General features: G+C 62.4%; 10 protein-coding genes. 1 reads left to right on the forward strand and 9 read right to left on the reverse strand.

Annotated elements, in window-relative coordinates; all coding sequences use genetic code 11:
* The first annotated feature begins 135 nt into the window (after positions 1–135).
* Positions 136–1,317 (forward strand): cation diffusion facilitator family transporter, encoded by a 1,182-nt coding sequence (locus ACGHIZ_RS08280; RefSeq protein WP_390447423.1) that lies wholly within the window; start codon positions 136–138, stop codon positions 1,315–1,317.
* Between the two features lie 12 nt (positions 1,318–1,329).
* Here the strand turns inward: ACGHIZ_RS08280 and ACGHIZ_RS08285 are convergent, their stop codons facing one another.
* The 9 genes from ACGHIZ_RS08285 to dnaE form a co-directional block, all read right to left on the reverse strand.
* On the reverse strand, positions 1,330–2,319 hold the full coding sequence (locus ACGHIZ_RS08285; protein WP_390447425.1) for a hypothetical protein: 990 nt from the start codon (positions 2,317–2,319) through the stop codon (positions 1,330–1,332).
* Between the two features lie 179 nt (positions 2,320–2,498).
* The gene (locus tag ACGHIZ_RS08290) at positions 2,499–4,166 is read right to left on the reverse strand and encodes a formate--tetrahydrofolate ligase (protein ID WP_390447428.1); all 1,668 of its coding nucleotides are present in this window, start codon (positions 4,164–4,166) and stop codon (positions 2,499–2,501) included.
* A gap of 144 nt (positions 4,167–4,310) precedes the next feature.
* Positions 4,311–5,378 carry a Holliday junction branch migration DNA helicase RuvB gene (gene ruvB, locus ACGHIZ_RS08295; protein ID WP_343006314.1) on the reverse strand — a complete coding sequence of 356 codons (1,068 nt, stop codon included), beginning with the start codon at positions 5,376–5,378 and terminating at the stop codon, positions 4,311–4,313.
* Positions 5,378–5,998, reverse strand: coding sequence for a Holliday junction branch migration protein RuvA (ruvA, locus tag ACGHIZ_RS08300; RefSeq protein WP_390447431.1), 621 nt, complete (start codon positions 5,996–5,998; stop codon positions 5,378–5,380). Before ruvA ends, ruvB begins: the two co-directional genes overlap by 1 nt.
* Positions 5,998–6,519 (reverse strand): crossover junction endodeoxyribonuclease RuvC, encoded by a 522-nt coding sequence (gene ruvC, locus ACGHIZ_RS08305; RefSeq protein ID WP_390447434.1) that lies wholly within the window; start codon positions 6,517–6,519, stop codon positions 5,998–6,000. The genes ruvA and ruvC overlap by 1 nt, the downstream gene beginning before the upstream one ends.
* Before the next feature lie 242 nt (positions 6,520–6,761).
* Positions 6,762–8,747, reverse strand: coding sequence for a hypothetical protein (locus tag ACGHIZ_RS08310; RefSeq protein WP_390447436.1), 1,986 nt, complete (start codon positions 8,745–8,747; stop codon positions 6,762–6,764).
* A gap of 117 nt (positions 8,748–8,864) precedes the next feature.
* Positions 8,865–9,227, reverse strand: coding sequence for a desulfoferrodoxin family protein (locus ACGHIZ_RS08315; RefSeq protein WP_390447439.1), 363 nt, complete (start codon positions 9,225–9,227; stop codon positions 8,865–8,867).
* A gap of 150 nt (positions 9,228–9,377) precedes the next feature.
* Positions 9,378–12,842 (reverse strand): SNF2-related protein, encoded by a 3,465-nt coding sequence (locus tag ACGHIZ_RS08320; protein ID WP_390447442.1) that lies wholly within the window; start codon positions 12,840–12,842, stop codon positions 9,378–9,380.
* Positions 12,843–13,004: 162 nt separating this feature from the next.
* Positions 13,005–16,808, reverse strand: coding sequence for a DNA polymerase III subunit alpha (dnaE, locus tag ACGHIZ_RS08325; RefSeq protein ID WP_390447445.1), 3,804 nt, complete (start codon positions 16,806–16,808; stop codon positions 13,005–13,007).
* Positions 16,809–16,866: the final 58 nt, after the last annotated feature.

Raw genomic sequence — 16,866 nt, forward strand, 5'->3', positions numbered from 1 at the left:
ATGGACCACCCAGGCAGACGAGAAGGCTCGTTCGTTAGCACCGGCAGACTATTGCTGCATTTTCTGAGCATCGGCGCACGGCGCCCCCGTGCGAGCTACACTATCCCCTTAAACATGATTGTGAGGACGACCGCTATGCTATTTGTAAATCGGCTGGTACATACGCTTGTTCCCGGCAGCGAGAGCGAGCCGGTCGATGCATCTTGCCGCACCAACGCGGGCTTTTCCGCAAGCCTCGTCTGCATTGGCCTCAACATCACCCTGTGCCTGGCCAAGGGCATCGCGGGTCTGCTCGCCGGCTCCGTCTCCCTCATCGCCGACGCTTTCAACAACCTCTCCGATGCCTCGAGCAACATTGTGAGCCTGCTCGGTTTCCGCCTTGCCAGCCGCCCGGCAGACGAAGGCCACCCCTATGGTCACGGCCGCTACGAGTACCTAGCCGGCCTGTTCGTCGCCGTCCTGGTTTGCGCCGTCGGCATCAACCTGATTCTCGAGTCGGTCACCAAGATCATCAAGCCCTCGCCCACCGCTTACACGTTTATTTCCCTTGCGGCACTGGCTACGTCCATGCTCGTTAAGCTCTGGATGGCAGCGTTCAACCGCACGCTGGGCAACCGCATCGATTCCGAGACACTCATCGCCACGGCGCAGGACTCCAAAAACGACGTCATCACCTCGGGCTCGGTCTTAGCGGCGGCGCTTATTTCGCAAGCGACAGGCTTTGACCTCGACGGCTGGGCGGGCCTGGGCGTGGGCATCTTCATTTGCATCAGCGGCATGGGCCTGGTGCGCGACGCCATCAGCCCGTTGCTGGGACAAGCGCCCGACCCCAAGCTCGTTCAGGCAATCCGCGACAAGATCATGTCCTATCCGCAGGTCTTGGGCACACACGACCTGATGGTGCACGACTACGGCCCCGGTCGTCAGTTTGCCAGCGCCCACGTGGAGATACCCGGCGAGGGCGACGCATTTGAGCACCACGAGATTTTGGACACCATCGAGCACGACATCAAGCGTCAGATGGGCATCGGCATCACGTTGCACTGTGACCCCATCGCCACCACCGGCGACGACCTGCGCGGCTGGGTCAAGCGCGGCATCATGCAGATCGATCCCGCGCTCTCCATCCACGACCTGCACGAGCACGACGGGTTCGTTTCGTTTGACCTTGTGCGTCCCGACGGCTTTGACATATCCGACGAGGAGCTGCTGGAGCTCGTCACGCGCATCGTGCACGAGCGCCGACCCAATGCCTCATGCGTCGTTACGTTTGACTCGGGCTTTAGCTCGCCCGACCGTCCGGCCGAGCAGCTGTAGCCCGCTTAACAGCTAGTTTCCCTGAGCGCCCGAGATGCCGTTTTGCAGAGCGTTCCAGGCATCCGTCGCCATGCCGCCCAAGTTCTGAGCGGTGTCGCCCAGGTTCTGGGCCGTGTCGCCCAGCTCTTGGGCCTTATCCCCAAGCTCCTGTGCCTTGTTGCTCAAGTCCTCCAGCGTATTGGAACTCGAGCTGTCGGTACCGCTTTGGCCGTCGGGCGAGTTGCCCGAGCTATTCTTGTGCGTGAGTTGAATTTCGAGGTTGCCGCTGTCGTTATAGTAAGCAGAAGTAACGACCCAGTTGGCATCGATGACGGGCGTTGAGCCATCATCAGTCAGGACCACGGCATTCGAAAGATTGGCGCCGCGCGACTTGAGAAGTTTCTTGGCGTTGGACCAGTACTGCCCCGGGATATCGCTCAGATCGACGGTGCTAGACGAGGCGGACTCGGTTTGCTCGGCAGCGGTATCGGCCGTTGAACTCCCTCGCTTGTTGAGCATGCCCGACACAATGGCAAACACAACCGACAGCGCAAAGAAGATCGCCAGCACGATGAGGATCTTCTTGATCACGCTCGACGAACGCGACGGCTTCTTCTCCTCGTCCTCGCCATATTGCGGAATCGACTTGGGGTACTCGCGATACGGCTCGCGCGACTCGTAGCGAGACTGCGCCGTGCGAGGCATATACGTCGTCTGCTGAGGCTGCGGAATGGGATTTTGCGGCAGGTCATCATAGGGATTCGGCGTCGAGGCGGCATAAGAATCCTGCGGCGCGTAATCAAACGGGTCCGGAGCTGCGTTGCCATAGGGGCCTTGCGAAGATGTAGCGTAAGAATCCTGCGCCGTGTCGCCATAGCCCATAACCCGGGTGGGCTCGGCAGAAGGCTGCGTCGCGGCGGGGTCGGTATAACCGAGGTTGGGAACAACGCGGGTCGCATCGGCGCTATCGCCAGCCTGCGCGGAACCGTAGCCGCCCATCACGGTTGTCTTGTCCTGATCCATGCAACGATTCCTTTCCGTCGCGCGTGAGCATCAAGTTATCCATGCATTCTACCCGCGCAAAAGCCTATGATGGGCAGAGCCCGTCGGTATCTACAAGACATGCGCGGGCCTAAGGATAAAAAAGCCCCGCCGGGCCTTGGGGGCACGGCGGGGCGGGCAGGCAGCTAGGGGCAACAGGCTTAGAACAGGCCGGTGATGTTGCCGTCGCTGTCGACGTCGATGTTCTCAGCCGCGGGGACCTTGGGCAAGCCCGGCATGGTCAGAACACTGCCAGTCAATGCGACCACAAAGTGGGCACCGGCGGAAACCTTGAGCTCGCGCACCGTGATGCGGAAGTTCTCGGGAGCGCCCAGGGCCTTGGCGTTGTCGCTAAAGCTGTACTGCGTCTTGGCCACGCACACCGGCAGGTTGCCAAAGCCGTTCTCGCGCAGCTCGGCGAGCTGGCGCTTGGCGGCCGGCGTAAAGTCGACGCCGTCGGCGCGGTAGACCTTGGTGGCAATGGCCTCAAGAGCGTCGGCCACATCGGCGCCGTCCTCATAGGCAAACTTGAGCTCGCTCGGCTGCTCAATCAGACGCATGACCTCATCGGCAAGCTCGAGCGCGCCCTCGCCGCCCTTGGCCCAAACCTCGGAAAGCTTAACGTTGACGCCGAGCTTCTGACACTCGGACTCGATGAGCGCAAGCTCGGCCTCGGTGTCCGTCGGGAAGCGGTTGATGGCGACTACGCAGGGCAGACCATAAACGTTCTGGATGTTGTCGACGTGACGCAGCAGGTTGGGCATGCCGGCCTTGAGTGCCTCGAGGTTCTCCTCGTTGAGGTCGGCCTTGGCGACGCCACCGTTGTACTTCAGCGCACGAGCGGTCGCGACGACCACGACGGCGCTGGGGCGAACGCCCGTCATGCGGCACTTGATGTCGAGGAACTTCTCGGCACCCAGATCGGCACCGAAGCCGGCCTCGGTAATGGCGACATCGCCAAAGCGCATCGCCATACGCGTGGCCATGATGGAGTTGCAGCCGTGGGCAATATTGGCGAAGGGACCGCCGTGGACAAACGCGGGCGTACCCTCGAGCGTCTGCACCAGATTGGGCTTGAGCGCATCCTTGAGCAGGGCCGCCATGGCACCCTGAGCCTTAAGGTCACGGGCGCGAACGGGCTCGCCGGCATAGCTGTAGCCGACAACAATCTCGCCCAGGCGCTCCTTGAGGTCATTGATGCTCGTGGACAGGCACAGGATTGCCATGACCTCGGAGGCAACGGTGATATCGAAGCCGTCCTCGCGCGGCACGCCCTGGGCCTTGCCGCCAATACCGTCGATGACATGGCGCAGCTGACGGTCGTTCATGTCGACGACGCGCTTCCAGGTGATGCGCTTAACATCGATACCGAGCTGGTTGCCCTGCTGAATATGGTTGTCGAGCATGGCGGCCAGCAGGTTGTTAGCGGCACCGATAGCGTGGAAGTCACCGGTAAAGTGCAGGTTGATGTCCTCCATGGGGATGACCTGCGCCCAGCCGCCGCCGGCGGCACCGCCCTTGACGCCAAAGACGGGACCGAGCGAAGGCTCACGCAGGGCCACAGCACTCTTGACGCCGCGACGGCGCAGGCCATCGGCCAGACCGATGGTCGTGGTGGTCTTACCCTCGCCCGCAGGCGTGGGGTTGATGGCGGTCACGAGGACGAGCTTGGCCTGGTGATCAGTTGGCTCATTAAGCAGAGAGTAGTCGACCTTAGCCTTGTCGAAGCCGTACGGAATCAGGTGCTTTACGTCGACACCGGCGTTCTTGGCCACCTCGGTAATGGGCAGCGGTGTGACGGAACGTGCGATTTCGATGTCAGTAGGCATGGGAGGTCCTTTCGTTACCGAATGAGAAAAAGACCAATTCAGCATAGCACGGGCGCGCAATAGTAAAACACCCGTAACCGATGAATGGCGATATGTTTATCCAATGCTCAGCGATAGCTTAACAGCCCGCCAAAACAAAGCGCCCTAAATGGTAGGTTCAATCCCCAAGTGCTCAAAGGTGCGAAGCGTTGCCTGGCGGCCCTGGGGCGTGCGAATCATCAAGCCGCACTGCAGCAGATAGGGCTCATAGACATCCTCGAGCGTTCCCGGGTCCTCGCCCACCGCGCTGGCAAGGGTCGTCAGGCCCACGGCACGGCCGGAGAACGTCTTGGCAAGCGTCTCCAAGATGCGAATGTCCATCCAGTCCAGACCAAGCTCATCAATCTCGAAGAACTCGAGCGCCTGACGGCAGATATCAAGCTCAATAGGACCGTTACCGCGCACCTGCGCATAGTCGCGCACACGCTTGAGCAGACGGTTGGCCAAGCGCGGCGTGCCACGCGAGCGCGAGCCGATCTCAAGTGCGCTGGGATGGTCGATCGTCACACCCAGGATGGTCGCCGAACGCGTCACGATCTGAGCGAGTTCCTCGACCGTGTAGTAGTCCAGGCGATACGAAATGCCAAAGCGGTCGCGCAGCGGGCCGGTCAGCATACCCGAGCGGGTTGTTGCCGCCACCAGCGTAAACTTGGGGATATCCAGGCGAATCGAACGTGCGGCCGGGCCTTTACCGATCACGATATCGAGCGCAAAGTCCTCCATAGCGGGATACAGGACTTCCTCGACCGAACGGTTAAGACGGTGAATCTCGTCGATAAACAGCACATCACCCGGCTGCAGGTTGGTAAGGATAGCCGCCAAGTCGCCGGTACGCGCGATGGCCGGGCCGCTCGTCGTCTTGATCTGAGCGCCCAGCTCGTTGGCGATAACCGTGGCCAGCGTGGTCTTGCCCAGACCCGGAGGGCCCGAGAAGATCACGTGGTCGAGCGTCTCGCCACGGCTCTGCGCCGCCTCGATCAGCACGCGAAGGCTCTGCTTGATATGCTCCTGGCCGCAGTAGTCGTCCAGGCGCTGGGGACGCAGGGTACGGTCGACATCGAGGTCTTCGGGCGTTAGTTCCGAGCCCACCATGCGCTCACCGTGCGCCATGGATGCCGCCGGCGAGTTGCCGGGCGTCGCCCACAGGTCCTGAGAGTCATCGGCTTCCCACATCACGCATCCATTCCGAGTCGCTTAAGCGCCGCGCCGAGCAGATCCTCGACACGCATATTCTGCCCATCATACCCGCTCAGGGCAACATCGGTCTCCTGCGGGCTAAAGCCCATGGAAAGGAGCGCCGCACGGGCATCATCGATGGCCGAGGGAGCGGCAGCGGGCACGGGCATCACAACCTGGCCGGGAATCACGTCGACCGGCACAAAGCCCTTATCCTTGGCAAAGATGCTCTTGAGTTCCAGGATCAGGCGCTGAGCTGTCTTTTTGCCCACACCGGGTACCTTGGCCATGCCCTTGTCGTCCTCGGCCATCACCAGCGAATACAGCTGCCCCACGGTATAGGTGGAAAGCACGGCAAGCGCCAGGCGCGGGCCAACGCCCGAGACGGACACGAGCCGGTCGAACATCGTGCGCTCATCCTTAGAGGAAAAACCGAAAAGTGTCATGGCGTCCTCGCGCACCTGCATACGCGTGTAGAGGCGGACCTCGCCGCCGGGCGTCGGCAACGTGGCCGCAGTGCTGCCCGAGATGCCGAGCTCAAAGCCAACGCCCGACACATCGACGACAGCCGAGCTCATCGTGGCCTCGACAAGCGTTCCATGGAGCTGGGAGATCATCAGTATCCGGTTCCTCTCTGTTGATAGAACTCGCCGCCGGTAAGCGCCCGGGTGCGGCTAAGGTTAACGTGGCAGATGGCGCAGGCCAGGGCATCGGCGGCATGGTCGGGATGCGGGTCGTGGTCGAGCTGTGTTAGCGTGCGTACCATGTAGGCGACCTGCCGCTTGTCCGCGGCGCCGGTGCCCACCACAGCCTGTTTGATCTGCATGGGCGTGTACTCGCCAATCTCGAGCGCGCATTCCGAAAGCGCTACGAGTGCAGCACCGCGGGCATGCGCCGTGGGGATGGCCGAACGAACGTTGGCGCCAAAGTAAATGCTCTCGATAGCAGCGGTATCGGGACGATAGCGTTCGACAACGCCCTTGAGGTCGCGGGCGATATGCGACAGGCGCACCGCAAGCGGACTTTCGGCGCTGGTCTCTATGCAGCCATAGGCACGGCAGCGAACCTCGCCGCGCCGCTCCTCGATAATCCCCCAACCCGTATGAGCCAAACCGGGGTCAATGCCCAAGATAACCAAGCCGACCTCCCCTCGCCACAAGCACAGCGCAAGACAAGGCCCCGCGCATCATTCACGAACGTCTGTTCTAGAATAACACAACGCCAGCCCCATACGTCAGCCGAGATTGAATTGTAGGCTGAGCATACGCAAGCGAGCGCCCGCCAGAGCGAGCAAGGTGCCTTGAAAGAGGAGGGCATTGACCTGGCGGTCATGCCCGACGATTGAAAGGCAGATTGCCGCTCTGGCGGGCGCGCAGCGACCTAGTTTTGAGAGAAGAATGGGAATTGCCTCGGATCTATCGGCGGATGCGGCATCGGACCACCCTGGGGACTACCTTGCGAGCCGCCCTGACCGCCCATCATCTTATCGATGGCGTCCTGAACCTCGCCCTCGAACTTTTTCATTCCCTCATGCAAACGACGCTGACCGTCCTCAGAGCGCAGCTCCTCCATCTGCTCGGGCGAAATACCCAGTAGCTCGCCCAGCACGCCCATCATCTCGTTTCGCACGCGCTCGCTCGTATCCTCGTCAGCAAAACGGCGCACCTCGGCGCGCGCCAGCGAATCGACCGTCATACGCTCCTTGCCGTTAAGCCCCAGGTCGGACCACGCGAGCATATACGGCCAGGCACGCTCGGCAAACGAACGGGCCGAGACGATCGGCGCCGTCGGCAGCATGCGGCGGGCGGCCTCGCCCTGACGCACGAGCATCAGCAGCAGCGAGCAGGCCTCTGGCTTGCCAGCGGCCATCGGGATGTCGTCGAAAGATCGATTGCGGTCCACGTGCGCCTCGAGCGCGCCATCGACCTCACCCGGCTCAAGCCCGCCGAGCAGCTGTGCCGCGCGGTCGAGCATATCGACCGGACCGTCGAGCGTCGAGAGCGCCTGCGCCAGCACTCGCTCCATACAATCTTCCACCGCGTTGAGCGTCACGAGCTCTTGGGGCACCACGGCAGACGTGCGGTTGCGCACGCGCGCCACAAACTCAAGCGTCGACAGGTACACATCGCCAAAGGGCGCGTAATCACCCTGGTAGCCGCCGCAAAGCGCCGGCGCCGCCAGCGCGTACTCGGTTTTGGACAGCGGACTCAACGCCATCGCACCCAGCTCGAGCGCCGTGTCCTCCAGCATGAGGCCCAGCGTGCGAGAGCGCAGGCGCTCGGCGTCGCCCGCCGACACATCGCGGTCGAGCACGCGCGCGGCATCCGGCGCATCGCGCTCAACCGTGCGAATATGCAGGCGCTCGGCAATGGCGCGAACGGCGGCACAGCGAGCAGCCTCGGCCTCCTCCTGCGCCGGCGTAAAGATGCGGTTGCGCCCCAGCACCAGGCCAATCACATTACGTGGGCCCAGAGCGTCGACGGCCAGCGCCGCCAGCAGGGACGACGGCAAGTCGCCCTCGAGTGCCACCACGGCGCGCGACGCACCGTGGGCCCGGGCGTTGTCGCGCACGGCGAGCACCAGCGCCTGCCACAGCCACTCCTCGGAACGGAACTCGGGCAGTTCGTGATCTTCCAGGGCATCGAGCATCACGCCGCGCTGAATCTCCTGAACCAGCAGGCTCTCCTCAAAACACGGCGCTTGGGCCACCACGCGACCGCAGTCGTCGAGCACAAACGAACCGCCGGTATACACCGACTCGTCATAGGCACCGACCGGCGCCATACAGGCAAACCACACGCTGCGCTTGGATGCGATCTTGCGGTAGGCGCCGCTGCGAACGGCGGCAATGGCGGCAGTCTCGCGGTCGGTCATGTCAAACGCGTTGAATTGGAAATACGCAATGAGGTCAACACCGGTCGGCAACATCTCGAGCTCGCGGTCCAAGTCAAAAATCACGGCGATGCGCACGCCATCCACGTCGAACACCGGCGGCGCCCAACGCGTGTCGTTGTTCTCGCCACGCTGCAGGGCAATGCTCGAACGCGCCGGCACCACATGACCGTCCTTGAGCATCATGTAGTCGAGTAGCGGCTGGCCCTCAAACGAAACCGCCGCGGGCACGATGCAGATCATGTCAAGCTCCTGGATGCGCTCGGCGACACCAGTCAAGCCGGCAAGCATGTCGTGCTCAAAGTCGGCAGCGCCCACCAGGCCACCGGGCATGGCGCCCATAAAGAGCGGAGCCGGAACGCACAGCACGCGCGCCCCGCGCTCGTGGGCCAGACGAGCCTGGTCCTCGATGCGGCCGCAAATGCCCTCAATATCACCCAGGCGCATATCGATCTGTGCAAGCGCGAGCTTCATGGCTCAGCCCTTTCCGTCGTAAACCATCGAAATCGTAGTAAAAGCGCCGGCCGCATGATGCAGTCGGCGCTCGCATGTGCATATGCTAGCTATGATACCCCGAGCGGGGGCGCGCTCCTAGAACGTCGCGGACCACAGCCCGTGCAGGTTGCAGTAGGCATAGACGGTACCGGTCTTGGAACCGCCGGCAAAAAACGTCGCGGGCTTCATGCCGGGCTCAAGGTAATGGACCTCTAAGCGGCCCTCGGCCTCAAGGGCGATCCACTCAATATAGTGCTCGGGCAGGCTGGGGTGCTCGACCGAGCCAACGCGTGCGCGAATCACGTGACCGTCGCGCTCGGTCTCGACAACAGGCACGTGCTTCTCGTGCGCCGCGTCCTCAGTGTTTGCGGTCAGTTCCGTGCAACCGGCAGGGGTTGCAACGTCGTTGCCAAAGGCGGCAATGAGCTTACCGTCGGGGTCCTTAAAGAATTTCGCCATGATGTTCTCCTTTGCTGACGTGCCAATGTTCTTGATGGTTCTTATGCCCAAAGGCAGACAAACCATCCACGGCATTGCAAATGAACACATAACGGGCGGGGACGATGGGGCAGCGTGCGCTATCCGCCCTGGCGGCCCCACCCGAGCGGGTTAGCGCCCGTCGCCGCCCAGCAGCGCCAGAACATCTTCGCGGGTAAACAGCGCCGACGAGATGCCGTCGCCGCCGAGCACGCTGTTGACCAGGTCGCGCTTGGACTCCTGCATCTGCATAATGCGCTCCTCGATCGTGTCCTTGGCGATGAGCTTGTACACGGTCACGGTATGTTGCTGGCCAATACGGTGCGCGCGATCGGTCGCCTGGTCCTGCGCCGCCACGTTCCACCACGGGTCGTAGTGGATGACCACGTCGGCCGCCGTCAGGTTAAGGCCCACGCCGCCCGCCTTGAGCGAAATCAAAAAGACCGGAACCTCGCCCGCTTGGAACTGCGCGACCATCTTGGCGCGGCTCTCCTTAGACGAAGCGCCCGTGAGCTTAAGGAAGGCGATGTCCTCCTTGGCCAAGCGCTTACCGATGATATCGAGCATACCCGTAAACTGGCTGAACAACAGGATGCGATGCCCGCCGTCGAGTGCGCCGTGCACGAGCTCCATGCACGTATCGAGCTTGGCGCTCCCCGCCTTGTAATCCTCGTAGTGTAGACGCGGGTCGCAGCAGATCTGGCGCAGCTTGGTGAGCTCGGCGAGCACCTTGAGTTTGTCCTTCTTAAACTCCCCAGCCTCGCGGTGCTGCACCTGCTGGGCGATGCGGTCCTGGTTGGCCAGGTAGAGCTTGCGCTGCTCGCCGGTAAGCTGCGCCATGACGGTGTCTTCGATCTTCTCGGGCAGGTCGGCCACCACGTCTTCCTTAACACGGCGCAGCACAAACGGCGACACGAGCGCCTGCAGGCGAGCGGCGCTATCGCCCTCGGCATGCTCGACGGGGCTCTCAAAGCGCTTGGCAAACGACTCGCGCGTCCCCAAAAGGCCCGGCATCAAAAAGTCGAAGATGCTCCAGAGCTCGGACAGGCGGTTTTCGATGGGCGTGCCCGTCAGGGCAAAGCGCACGCCGGCAGGCAGGCGCTTGGCGGCGCGCGCCACCTGCGTGAGCGGATTTTTAATGTACTGTGCCTCATCGAGCACCACGCGGGCAAAATCCCGCTCGACGTACTCGTCGATATCGCGCCGCATAAGGTCATACGACGTCACGACCACGCTATGCTCGGCCACGCCGGCGATCTGCACGCGGCGTTGAGCCTTGGCGCCCACAATGGCGCACACATCGAGCGACGGGGCAAAGCGCTCCAGCTCGGCAGTCCAGTTGTACACGAGTGAGGCCGGGCATACCACGAGCGTGGGCTTGGTGTCCCCCGCCTCCACGCGCGCCAGAATATGCGCAATCATCTGGAGCGTTTTGCCCAGGCCCATGTCGTCGGCCAAGATGCCGCCAAGGCCCAGGTGTTCGAGCGAGCCGAGCCACTGGTATCCGTCGACCTGGTAGCCGCGCATCGTTGCCTTGAGCGATGCCGGCACCGTAAAGTCCATCTTGCCGAGCGTGTCCAGGCGCTCGACGGTACGGCGGAACGCAGCGTCGCGATCGGCCTCGAGCGCCGGCGTGCGTGCGAGCATGCTGTCGACGAACAGGGTGCTCGACGCGGGAAGCGACACGCCGTCGAGCAGGTCGACGGCATCGACACCCAGGTCCTCGGCAAGGCCAAACGCGGCGCGCGCCCCCTCGTCCAGGCGAATGATGTCGCCGGACGTAAGGCGCGCAAACGTTTGATGGCGCTTGTACGAATCGAGATAGACGGCAAGGTCCGCGGCCGAAAGCCCGCTCGCGCCCAGCTCGACATCGAGCAGATTGCTCTTAACGGTCGCACGAACCGAGAGCTTGGGCGCGGGGCGGACCGAGATCTGGCGCAGACGGTCGCTGAGCATGATCTCACCCAGTTCGGACAGGGCAGACAGGCCCTCGGTCAGCAGGCAGAACAAGCGGGCGTCATCGCGCTCCTCAAACGCCAGACCGCGCTCGTAGAAATCGAAGTACAGGGCCGCCGTATCCATAACGCGAAACTCCGCCACCTCGTCGCGGGGCGGCACACCGGGGCGCTGCTCTTCGAAGGGGCTGCCCGGAGCGCCCAGGCTAAAGAGATCCGCCGACCAATCGCCGTAGGTAACCGTAATTTTGCAGGTCACGAGCCCATCGTCGACACCGATCGCCATAGCAAAGCTCGGCTCGGGTGCCACGGTATCGAGCGCGGCGGGCGCGGTGAGGTCGGTGTAGTCGCGCAAAATGGGCAGCGCCATACGGCAGAACTCACCCACCTGCTCGGCGGCAATATGGGCGGGCGTGCGGCACGGCAGCAAGCGCGACAAAAAAGGTGCGGCATGCTGAGCAAATGCAGCGTCGGTACGGCGCGCGCGGCGCGTGTCAACCAAGTAGGCGGCATCGCCCGACGCAAAGCAGTACATATCGGCGGGCAGGCGCAGGTCATAGCTACCACCAGCCGCCGGCGCGATTTTGGCGGCAAGCAGCGGTGGGCGCTTAGCGGATGCCTCGTCCTCCCCTTGCGGAGACAGCTCAACCGCCACGTCGTAGGTGCGATGCGTCGTCATCCCCCGCGACCAGGCGGGCTCAAAGGAGATGGTCTGGCCGCGCAGCAGGTCCAGCACATATACGATGCTATGCTCGGACAGCGGCAACTGACGCTCGGCAACAAAACCACTGCGGGCAAAGTCGTACGACGCCGAACGCGAGCTTGTGATGTCATCGAGATAGGCAACTGTCGTCGCAACAAGGTTGAGCAGCTTTGCCGATGTTTCGTCAAAGGCCTCAGGTGAATGGACAAACGTGAGCTTCTTGCCATAGGAGAACGTGCCGCCGCGCACGTAGGCATCGGCCATGCCGTCGATGTCCTTGACCACGTAGGAGACCGATCCACAGCGAATGCGGAACTCGAGCGCCCAGCTAAAGCGGTCAGCGAACAGCGGATTGTAGTACGGCACCAACGAGGGCTCCAACGCCGCTTTGGGGGCGTCGGGATCAACGGCACCGGCAAGCTTGCGGCGCATGCTCGCCAGCTCATCCATGCGCGCGTCCGAAAGATCGGAAAGCGCCGCCACAAGGCTCGGGCTCGTGGGGACGGGCGCCGGGAAGGGAAAGTTGGGGTTGACGGCCGGCGCGGCGGACGCGGCGCGCGCGGGCTGTTTCGGCTGCGCCGTAAACGTGCGAACCGGCGTGCGCAAACCTTCGACGGGCTCGGCGCCGCTGGCATCCAAATACGCCAGCGCCGTGGCAATAGCGTGCTTACACATACCGGGGTAACGATAGGCGGCGGGACAATCGCAGTCGTAGTCGATCACCTCGTGCTCGTCCATGTCGAGCGCCACGTGCGTCTTGTACAGGTCGCCGCGCGAGCCGCGCACCGAGCCCTCAACCGTCACGTTTTTGGAGAAGCGCGAGCCGCTGTCCTCGATCGACAGCACGGCGCCGTTGAGCATGAGCGAACGCCCCTTCATAAAGGTGCCGCTCAACGCCGCCTCTTTCCGGAGCGCCTGTGCAAACGTCCCCTGCGCCATCACTTCCTCCAATCTCACCCGGGGTAGCTAATTTGGGACGGGGCTATTTTAGCTACCCCCATATGTCGGTTGAGATGCATTCCGACCCCGACTCATTCGCCGTCAGTCAAAGGGTAGCTAAAATAGCCCCGTCCCAAATTAGCTACCCCGCCAACGCCGTCCTTAAATTACCGTCACTCTGCCTTGGTTACCCACGATGGCCTTTGCCTCGGCCAGCAGCGGAATCGAACGCGCGTTGACCTTGGCAGGTACCTCGGCACGCAGCACGCGCCCGTCCACCTGCTCGATAAAGATCTCCACGCGGTCGCCGCCCGGGTTAGCGGTGAGCACCGTGGCCAGGCGCGCCATATTGCCCTGGCTAAAGCGGCTGTTGGGCACCATGACCTCAAACACCTTGGGCTTGTTGTTCTCCTCGTTGAGCTCGAGCGGCACGATCTCCTGCGCGATGATCTGGTCGCCGCGGTCCGAGCGCTCGAGTTTGCCCTTAATGCGCACAAAGGCATCGGACAGCTGCGCGCCGGTCTCGGGATCGACCTCGCCGTACAGGTACCCCTCGGCCTCTTTATAGGTCTTGGGGAACACGACGACGGTGGCCTCGCCTTCCATGTCCTCGAGCTGCACGATGCCCATGGGGTCACCGTTTTTGGTCACGCGTTTGGACACGCTCGAGACCATGCCGGCCCACCACAGCGCCTTGCCCTCGGGAATCTCCTGGTTGATGGTGCCGCCCGTAGGATTCTGGACTTCGTAGCCGGTATCGATCTGCGAGAACGAGAAGTCGCGCGCCTTGGCTAGTGCATACTCAAACGGGCGCAGCGGGTGGTCCGAGACATAGATGCCCAGAACCTCCTTCTCCTGGCTCAGCTTAAGGTGGCGGTCCCACTCCTGACCATCCGGATCGGGCACGCTCACCTCAAAGCCCGAGCCCTCAACGTCGCCAAACATATCAAAGAACGACGTCTGACCGCTCGCGCGATCCTTCTGGCGCTTCACCGCGGCATCGATGATGTTCTCGGGGTTGTTCTTATCCACAAAGTGCATCATCTGGCGACGCGGATACCCCGTGGAGTCGAAGGCGCCTGCCTTGATGAGCGATTCGATCACGCGGCGGTTGGCCTGGCTCGAGTCCACGCGCTCGACAAAGTCGTGCAGCGTCTTAAACGGGCCGCCCGCCTCGCGCTCGGCGATAATCGCCTGCGCCACGCCGGTGCCCACGCCGCGGATGCCGGCCAGACCAAAGCGCACGCCCTCCTTGGTAGCCGTGAACTCGGTACCGGACTCGTTGACATCTGGCGACAGCACGGGGATGCCGTCGTGACGGCATGCCGAGACGTAGTGCACGATCTTGTCGGTCTTGCCCGTATAGGACGTCAGAACGGCCGCCATGTACTCGTGCGGATAGTGCGCCTTGAGCCACGCCGTCTGCATAACCAAGATGGCGTAGCCGGCGGAGTGCGACTTGTTGAAGGCGTAGGACGCGAACTCGAGAACATCGTCCCAAATCTTCTGGGCGACCTCGCGCGTATAGTTGTTCTTGATGGCGCCGTTCATCCAGTGGTCGTAGGTGGTCTCGTCGGAGCCATCCTCCCAGTGGAGCACCGTCGACGTGAGCAGCTTGATTTTCTTCTTAGCCACGGGCTTACGGATACGCGAGTCCGATTCGCCCTTGGAGAAGCCGCACATCTCGACGGAGATGAGCATAACCTGCTCCTGGTAGACCATGGTGCCGTAGGTTTCGCCCAGGATGTCGTCCAGGCGGTCGTCGTAGGAGACCGCCGGCTCCTTGCCGTTCATACGGTTGATGTAGGACGAAACCATGCCGGCGCCCAGCGGGCCCGGGCGGTACAGGGCGATCAATGCTACGACGTGCTTGTACTCGGTGGGCTTCATGTTCTTGATCGTGGCCGTCATGCCGGCGGACTCGACTTGGAAGACGCCGGCGGTGTGGCCGGAACCCATGAGCTTAAAGATCTCGGGATCGTCAAAGGGAATCTCTTCCTCTTTGATGTCGATGCCGAAGTTCTTTTTGATGTTTGCCTTGGCCTTGGAGATAACAGTCAGCGTGCGCAGGCCCAAGAAGTCCATCTTGAGCAAGCCCATGTCGGCAACGGTATGGCCCTCGTACTGGGTAATCTCGACGCCGCCCTTGGTGTCGAGCTTGGTGGGCACGTGCTCGTTGACGGGGTCGCGGCAGATCAGAACGGCGCACGCGTGCACGCCCTCGCCACGGGTGAGGCCCTCGATTGAGAGCGCCGTGTCGATGATGCGGCGGGCGTCGTCGTCCTTTTTATATGCCTCGGCAAAATCGGGGTTAAACAGGTCCTCTTTGCCGGGTTGCTTTTCGAGCACCTGCTTGAGCTTGACCTTGGGGTCGCTCGAGACCATCTTGGACAGACGCTGGCCCATGTAGACCGGGTAGTCCAGGACGCGAGCGGCGTCGTTGATGGCCTGCTTGGCCTTAATGGTCGAGTAGGTGATGACGTGGGTGACCTTCTCGGGGCCGTAGAGCTGGCGAACGTGCTCCACGACCTCGAGGCGCCGCTCATCGTCGAAGTCCATATCGATATCGGGCATCTCGGTACGCTGCGGGGACAGGAACCTCTCGAACATCAGACCGTTCTCGAGCGGGTCGAACGCGGTGATGTTCATGGCGTAGGCGACGATAGCGCCGGCGGCCGAGCCACGGCCGGGGCCGACGCCGATGCCGTTGTCCTTGGCCCATTGCACGTACTCGGCGACGATCAAAAAGTAGGCGGCAAAGCCCTTGTCGCAGATGACCTTGTATTCGTACTCAAAGCGCTCTTTGATGTTGACGCCACCGATCTCGCGCGTGGCCCAGTCGTCACCGTAGTGCTGGCGCAGGCCCTTCTCGCACTCGCGGCGGAACTGGCTCTCGTGCGTCTCGCCGGGATCGAGCAACGGGAAGCGCGGCAGGATGATGGAGTCCCAGTCCAGCTCAACGTAGCACTTGTCGGCGATCTCGAGCGTGTTGTCGCAGGCCTCGGGGCAATACGGGAACATCGCCCGCATCTCCTCCTCGGTCTTCATGTAAAACTCCGAGCCGGTCATGCGCATGCGGTTGGGGTCATCGACCTTGGCGTTCATGCCAATACACATGATGACGTCCTGCACGGGAGCGTCCTCGCGGTGCAGGTAGTGGAAGTCGTTGGTAGCGATGACCTTGACGCCTACCTGCTTGGCGATGTCGATGAGCGTGCGGTCCATCTGCTCATCGGTCAGGCCGTTGTCGGTGGTGATGCCGTGTTCCTGGATCTCGATATAAAAGTCGCCAGGTTCGAAGGTATCACGGAAGGTCTCGGCCCACTTGATGGCGCCCTCCATGTCACCGCGGTCGATGTACTTGGGGATGATGCCCGCGATGCAGGCGCTCGTGCAGATCATGCCCTTGGCGTGGCGGCGCAGGTTGTCGAGCGTCACGCGGGGCTTGTAGTAAAAGCCCTGCACGGCTGCCTCGGAAACCGTCTGCATCAGGTTGACGTAGCCCTCCTGGTCCTTGGCCAGAAGGATCATGTGGTAGAGCTCGGGCTTATGGTCGCGGGCAAGCGTCTCGTCCGGCGTAAAGTAGACCTCGCAGCCAAAGATGGGCTTGATGACCAGAGGCGGCTTGAGCTCGTCGATGTTGCCCTTCTCGTCCCACATGGCCATGTCCTTCACATACTGGGCATGCTCGCGCGGGTTTTCCTCGGGATCGGGCTCCACCAGCTCGTCGCGGCGATCCTTTTCCAAAAAGGCCTTGTCGTGGCTCCAGGTTTTGTACTCGGGCGTGTTGTGGTTGACGGCGTCGCAGGCCAGCGCCAGGTCGGGTACGCCATACATGTAGCCGTGGTCGGTAATGGCCACGGCGGGCATGCCCAGCTCTACGGCACGGTTGACCATATCCTGGATACGGGTTGCGCCGTCGAGCATGGAGAAAACGGTGTGGTTGTGCAGATGGACGAATGCCATGTGATGAGCTCCGATGCGGGTTCGTGTTCTGACTGAACGATTTTACCGCACGGCGCGG

This window comes from Collinsella sp. i05-0019-G5, assembly GCF_042851345.1.
Lineage (GTDB): Bacteria > Actinomycetota > Coriobacteriia > Coriobacteriales > Coriobacteriaceae > Collinsella.

What these genes read in the sequence shown, in the direction of transcription:
- ACGHIZ_RS08280 (WP_390447423.1), top strand. Translation starts at nt 136, where the DNA reads ATGCTATTTGTAAATCGGCTGGTACATACGCTTGTTCCCGGCAGCGAG.
- ACGHIZ_RS08285 (WP_390447425.1), bottom strand. Translation starts at nt 2,319, where the DNA reads ATGGATCAGGACAAGACAACCGTGATGGGCGGCTACGGTTCCGCGCAG.
- ACGHIZ_RS08290 (WP_390447428.1), bottom strand. Translation starts at nt 4,166, where the DNA reads ATGCCTACTGACATCGAAATCGCACGTTCCGTCACACCGCTGCCCATT.
- ruvB (WP_343006314.1), bottom strand. Translation starts at nt 5,378, where the DNA reads ATGTGGGAAGCCGATGACTCTCAGGACCTGTGGGCGACGCCCGGCAAC.
- ruvA (WP_390447431.1), bottom strand. Translation starts at nt 5,998, where the DNA reads ATGATCTCCCAGCTCCATGGAACGCTTGTCGAGGCCACGATGAGCTCG.
- ACGHIZ_RS08310 (WP_390447436.1), bottom strand. Translation starts at nt 8,747, where the DNA reads ATGAAGCTCGCGCTTGCACAGATCGATATGCGCCTGGGTGATATTGAG.
- ACGHIZ_RS08315 (WP_390447439.1), bottom strand. Translation starts at nt 9,227, where the DNA reads ATGGCGAAATTCTTTAAGGACCCCGACGGTAAGCTCATTGCCGCCTTT.
- ACGHIZ_RS08320 (WP_390447442.1), bottom strand. Translation starts at nt 12,842, where the DNA reads ATGGCGCAGGGGACGTTTGCACAGGCGCTCCGGAAAGAGGCGGCGTTG.
- dnaE (WP_390447445.1), bottom strand. Translation starts at nt 16,808, where the DNA reads ATGGCATTCGTCCATCTGCACAACCACACCGTTTTCTCCATGCTCGAC.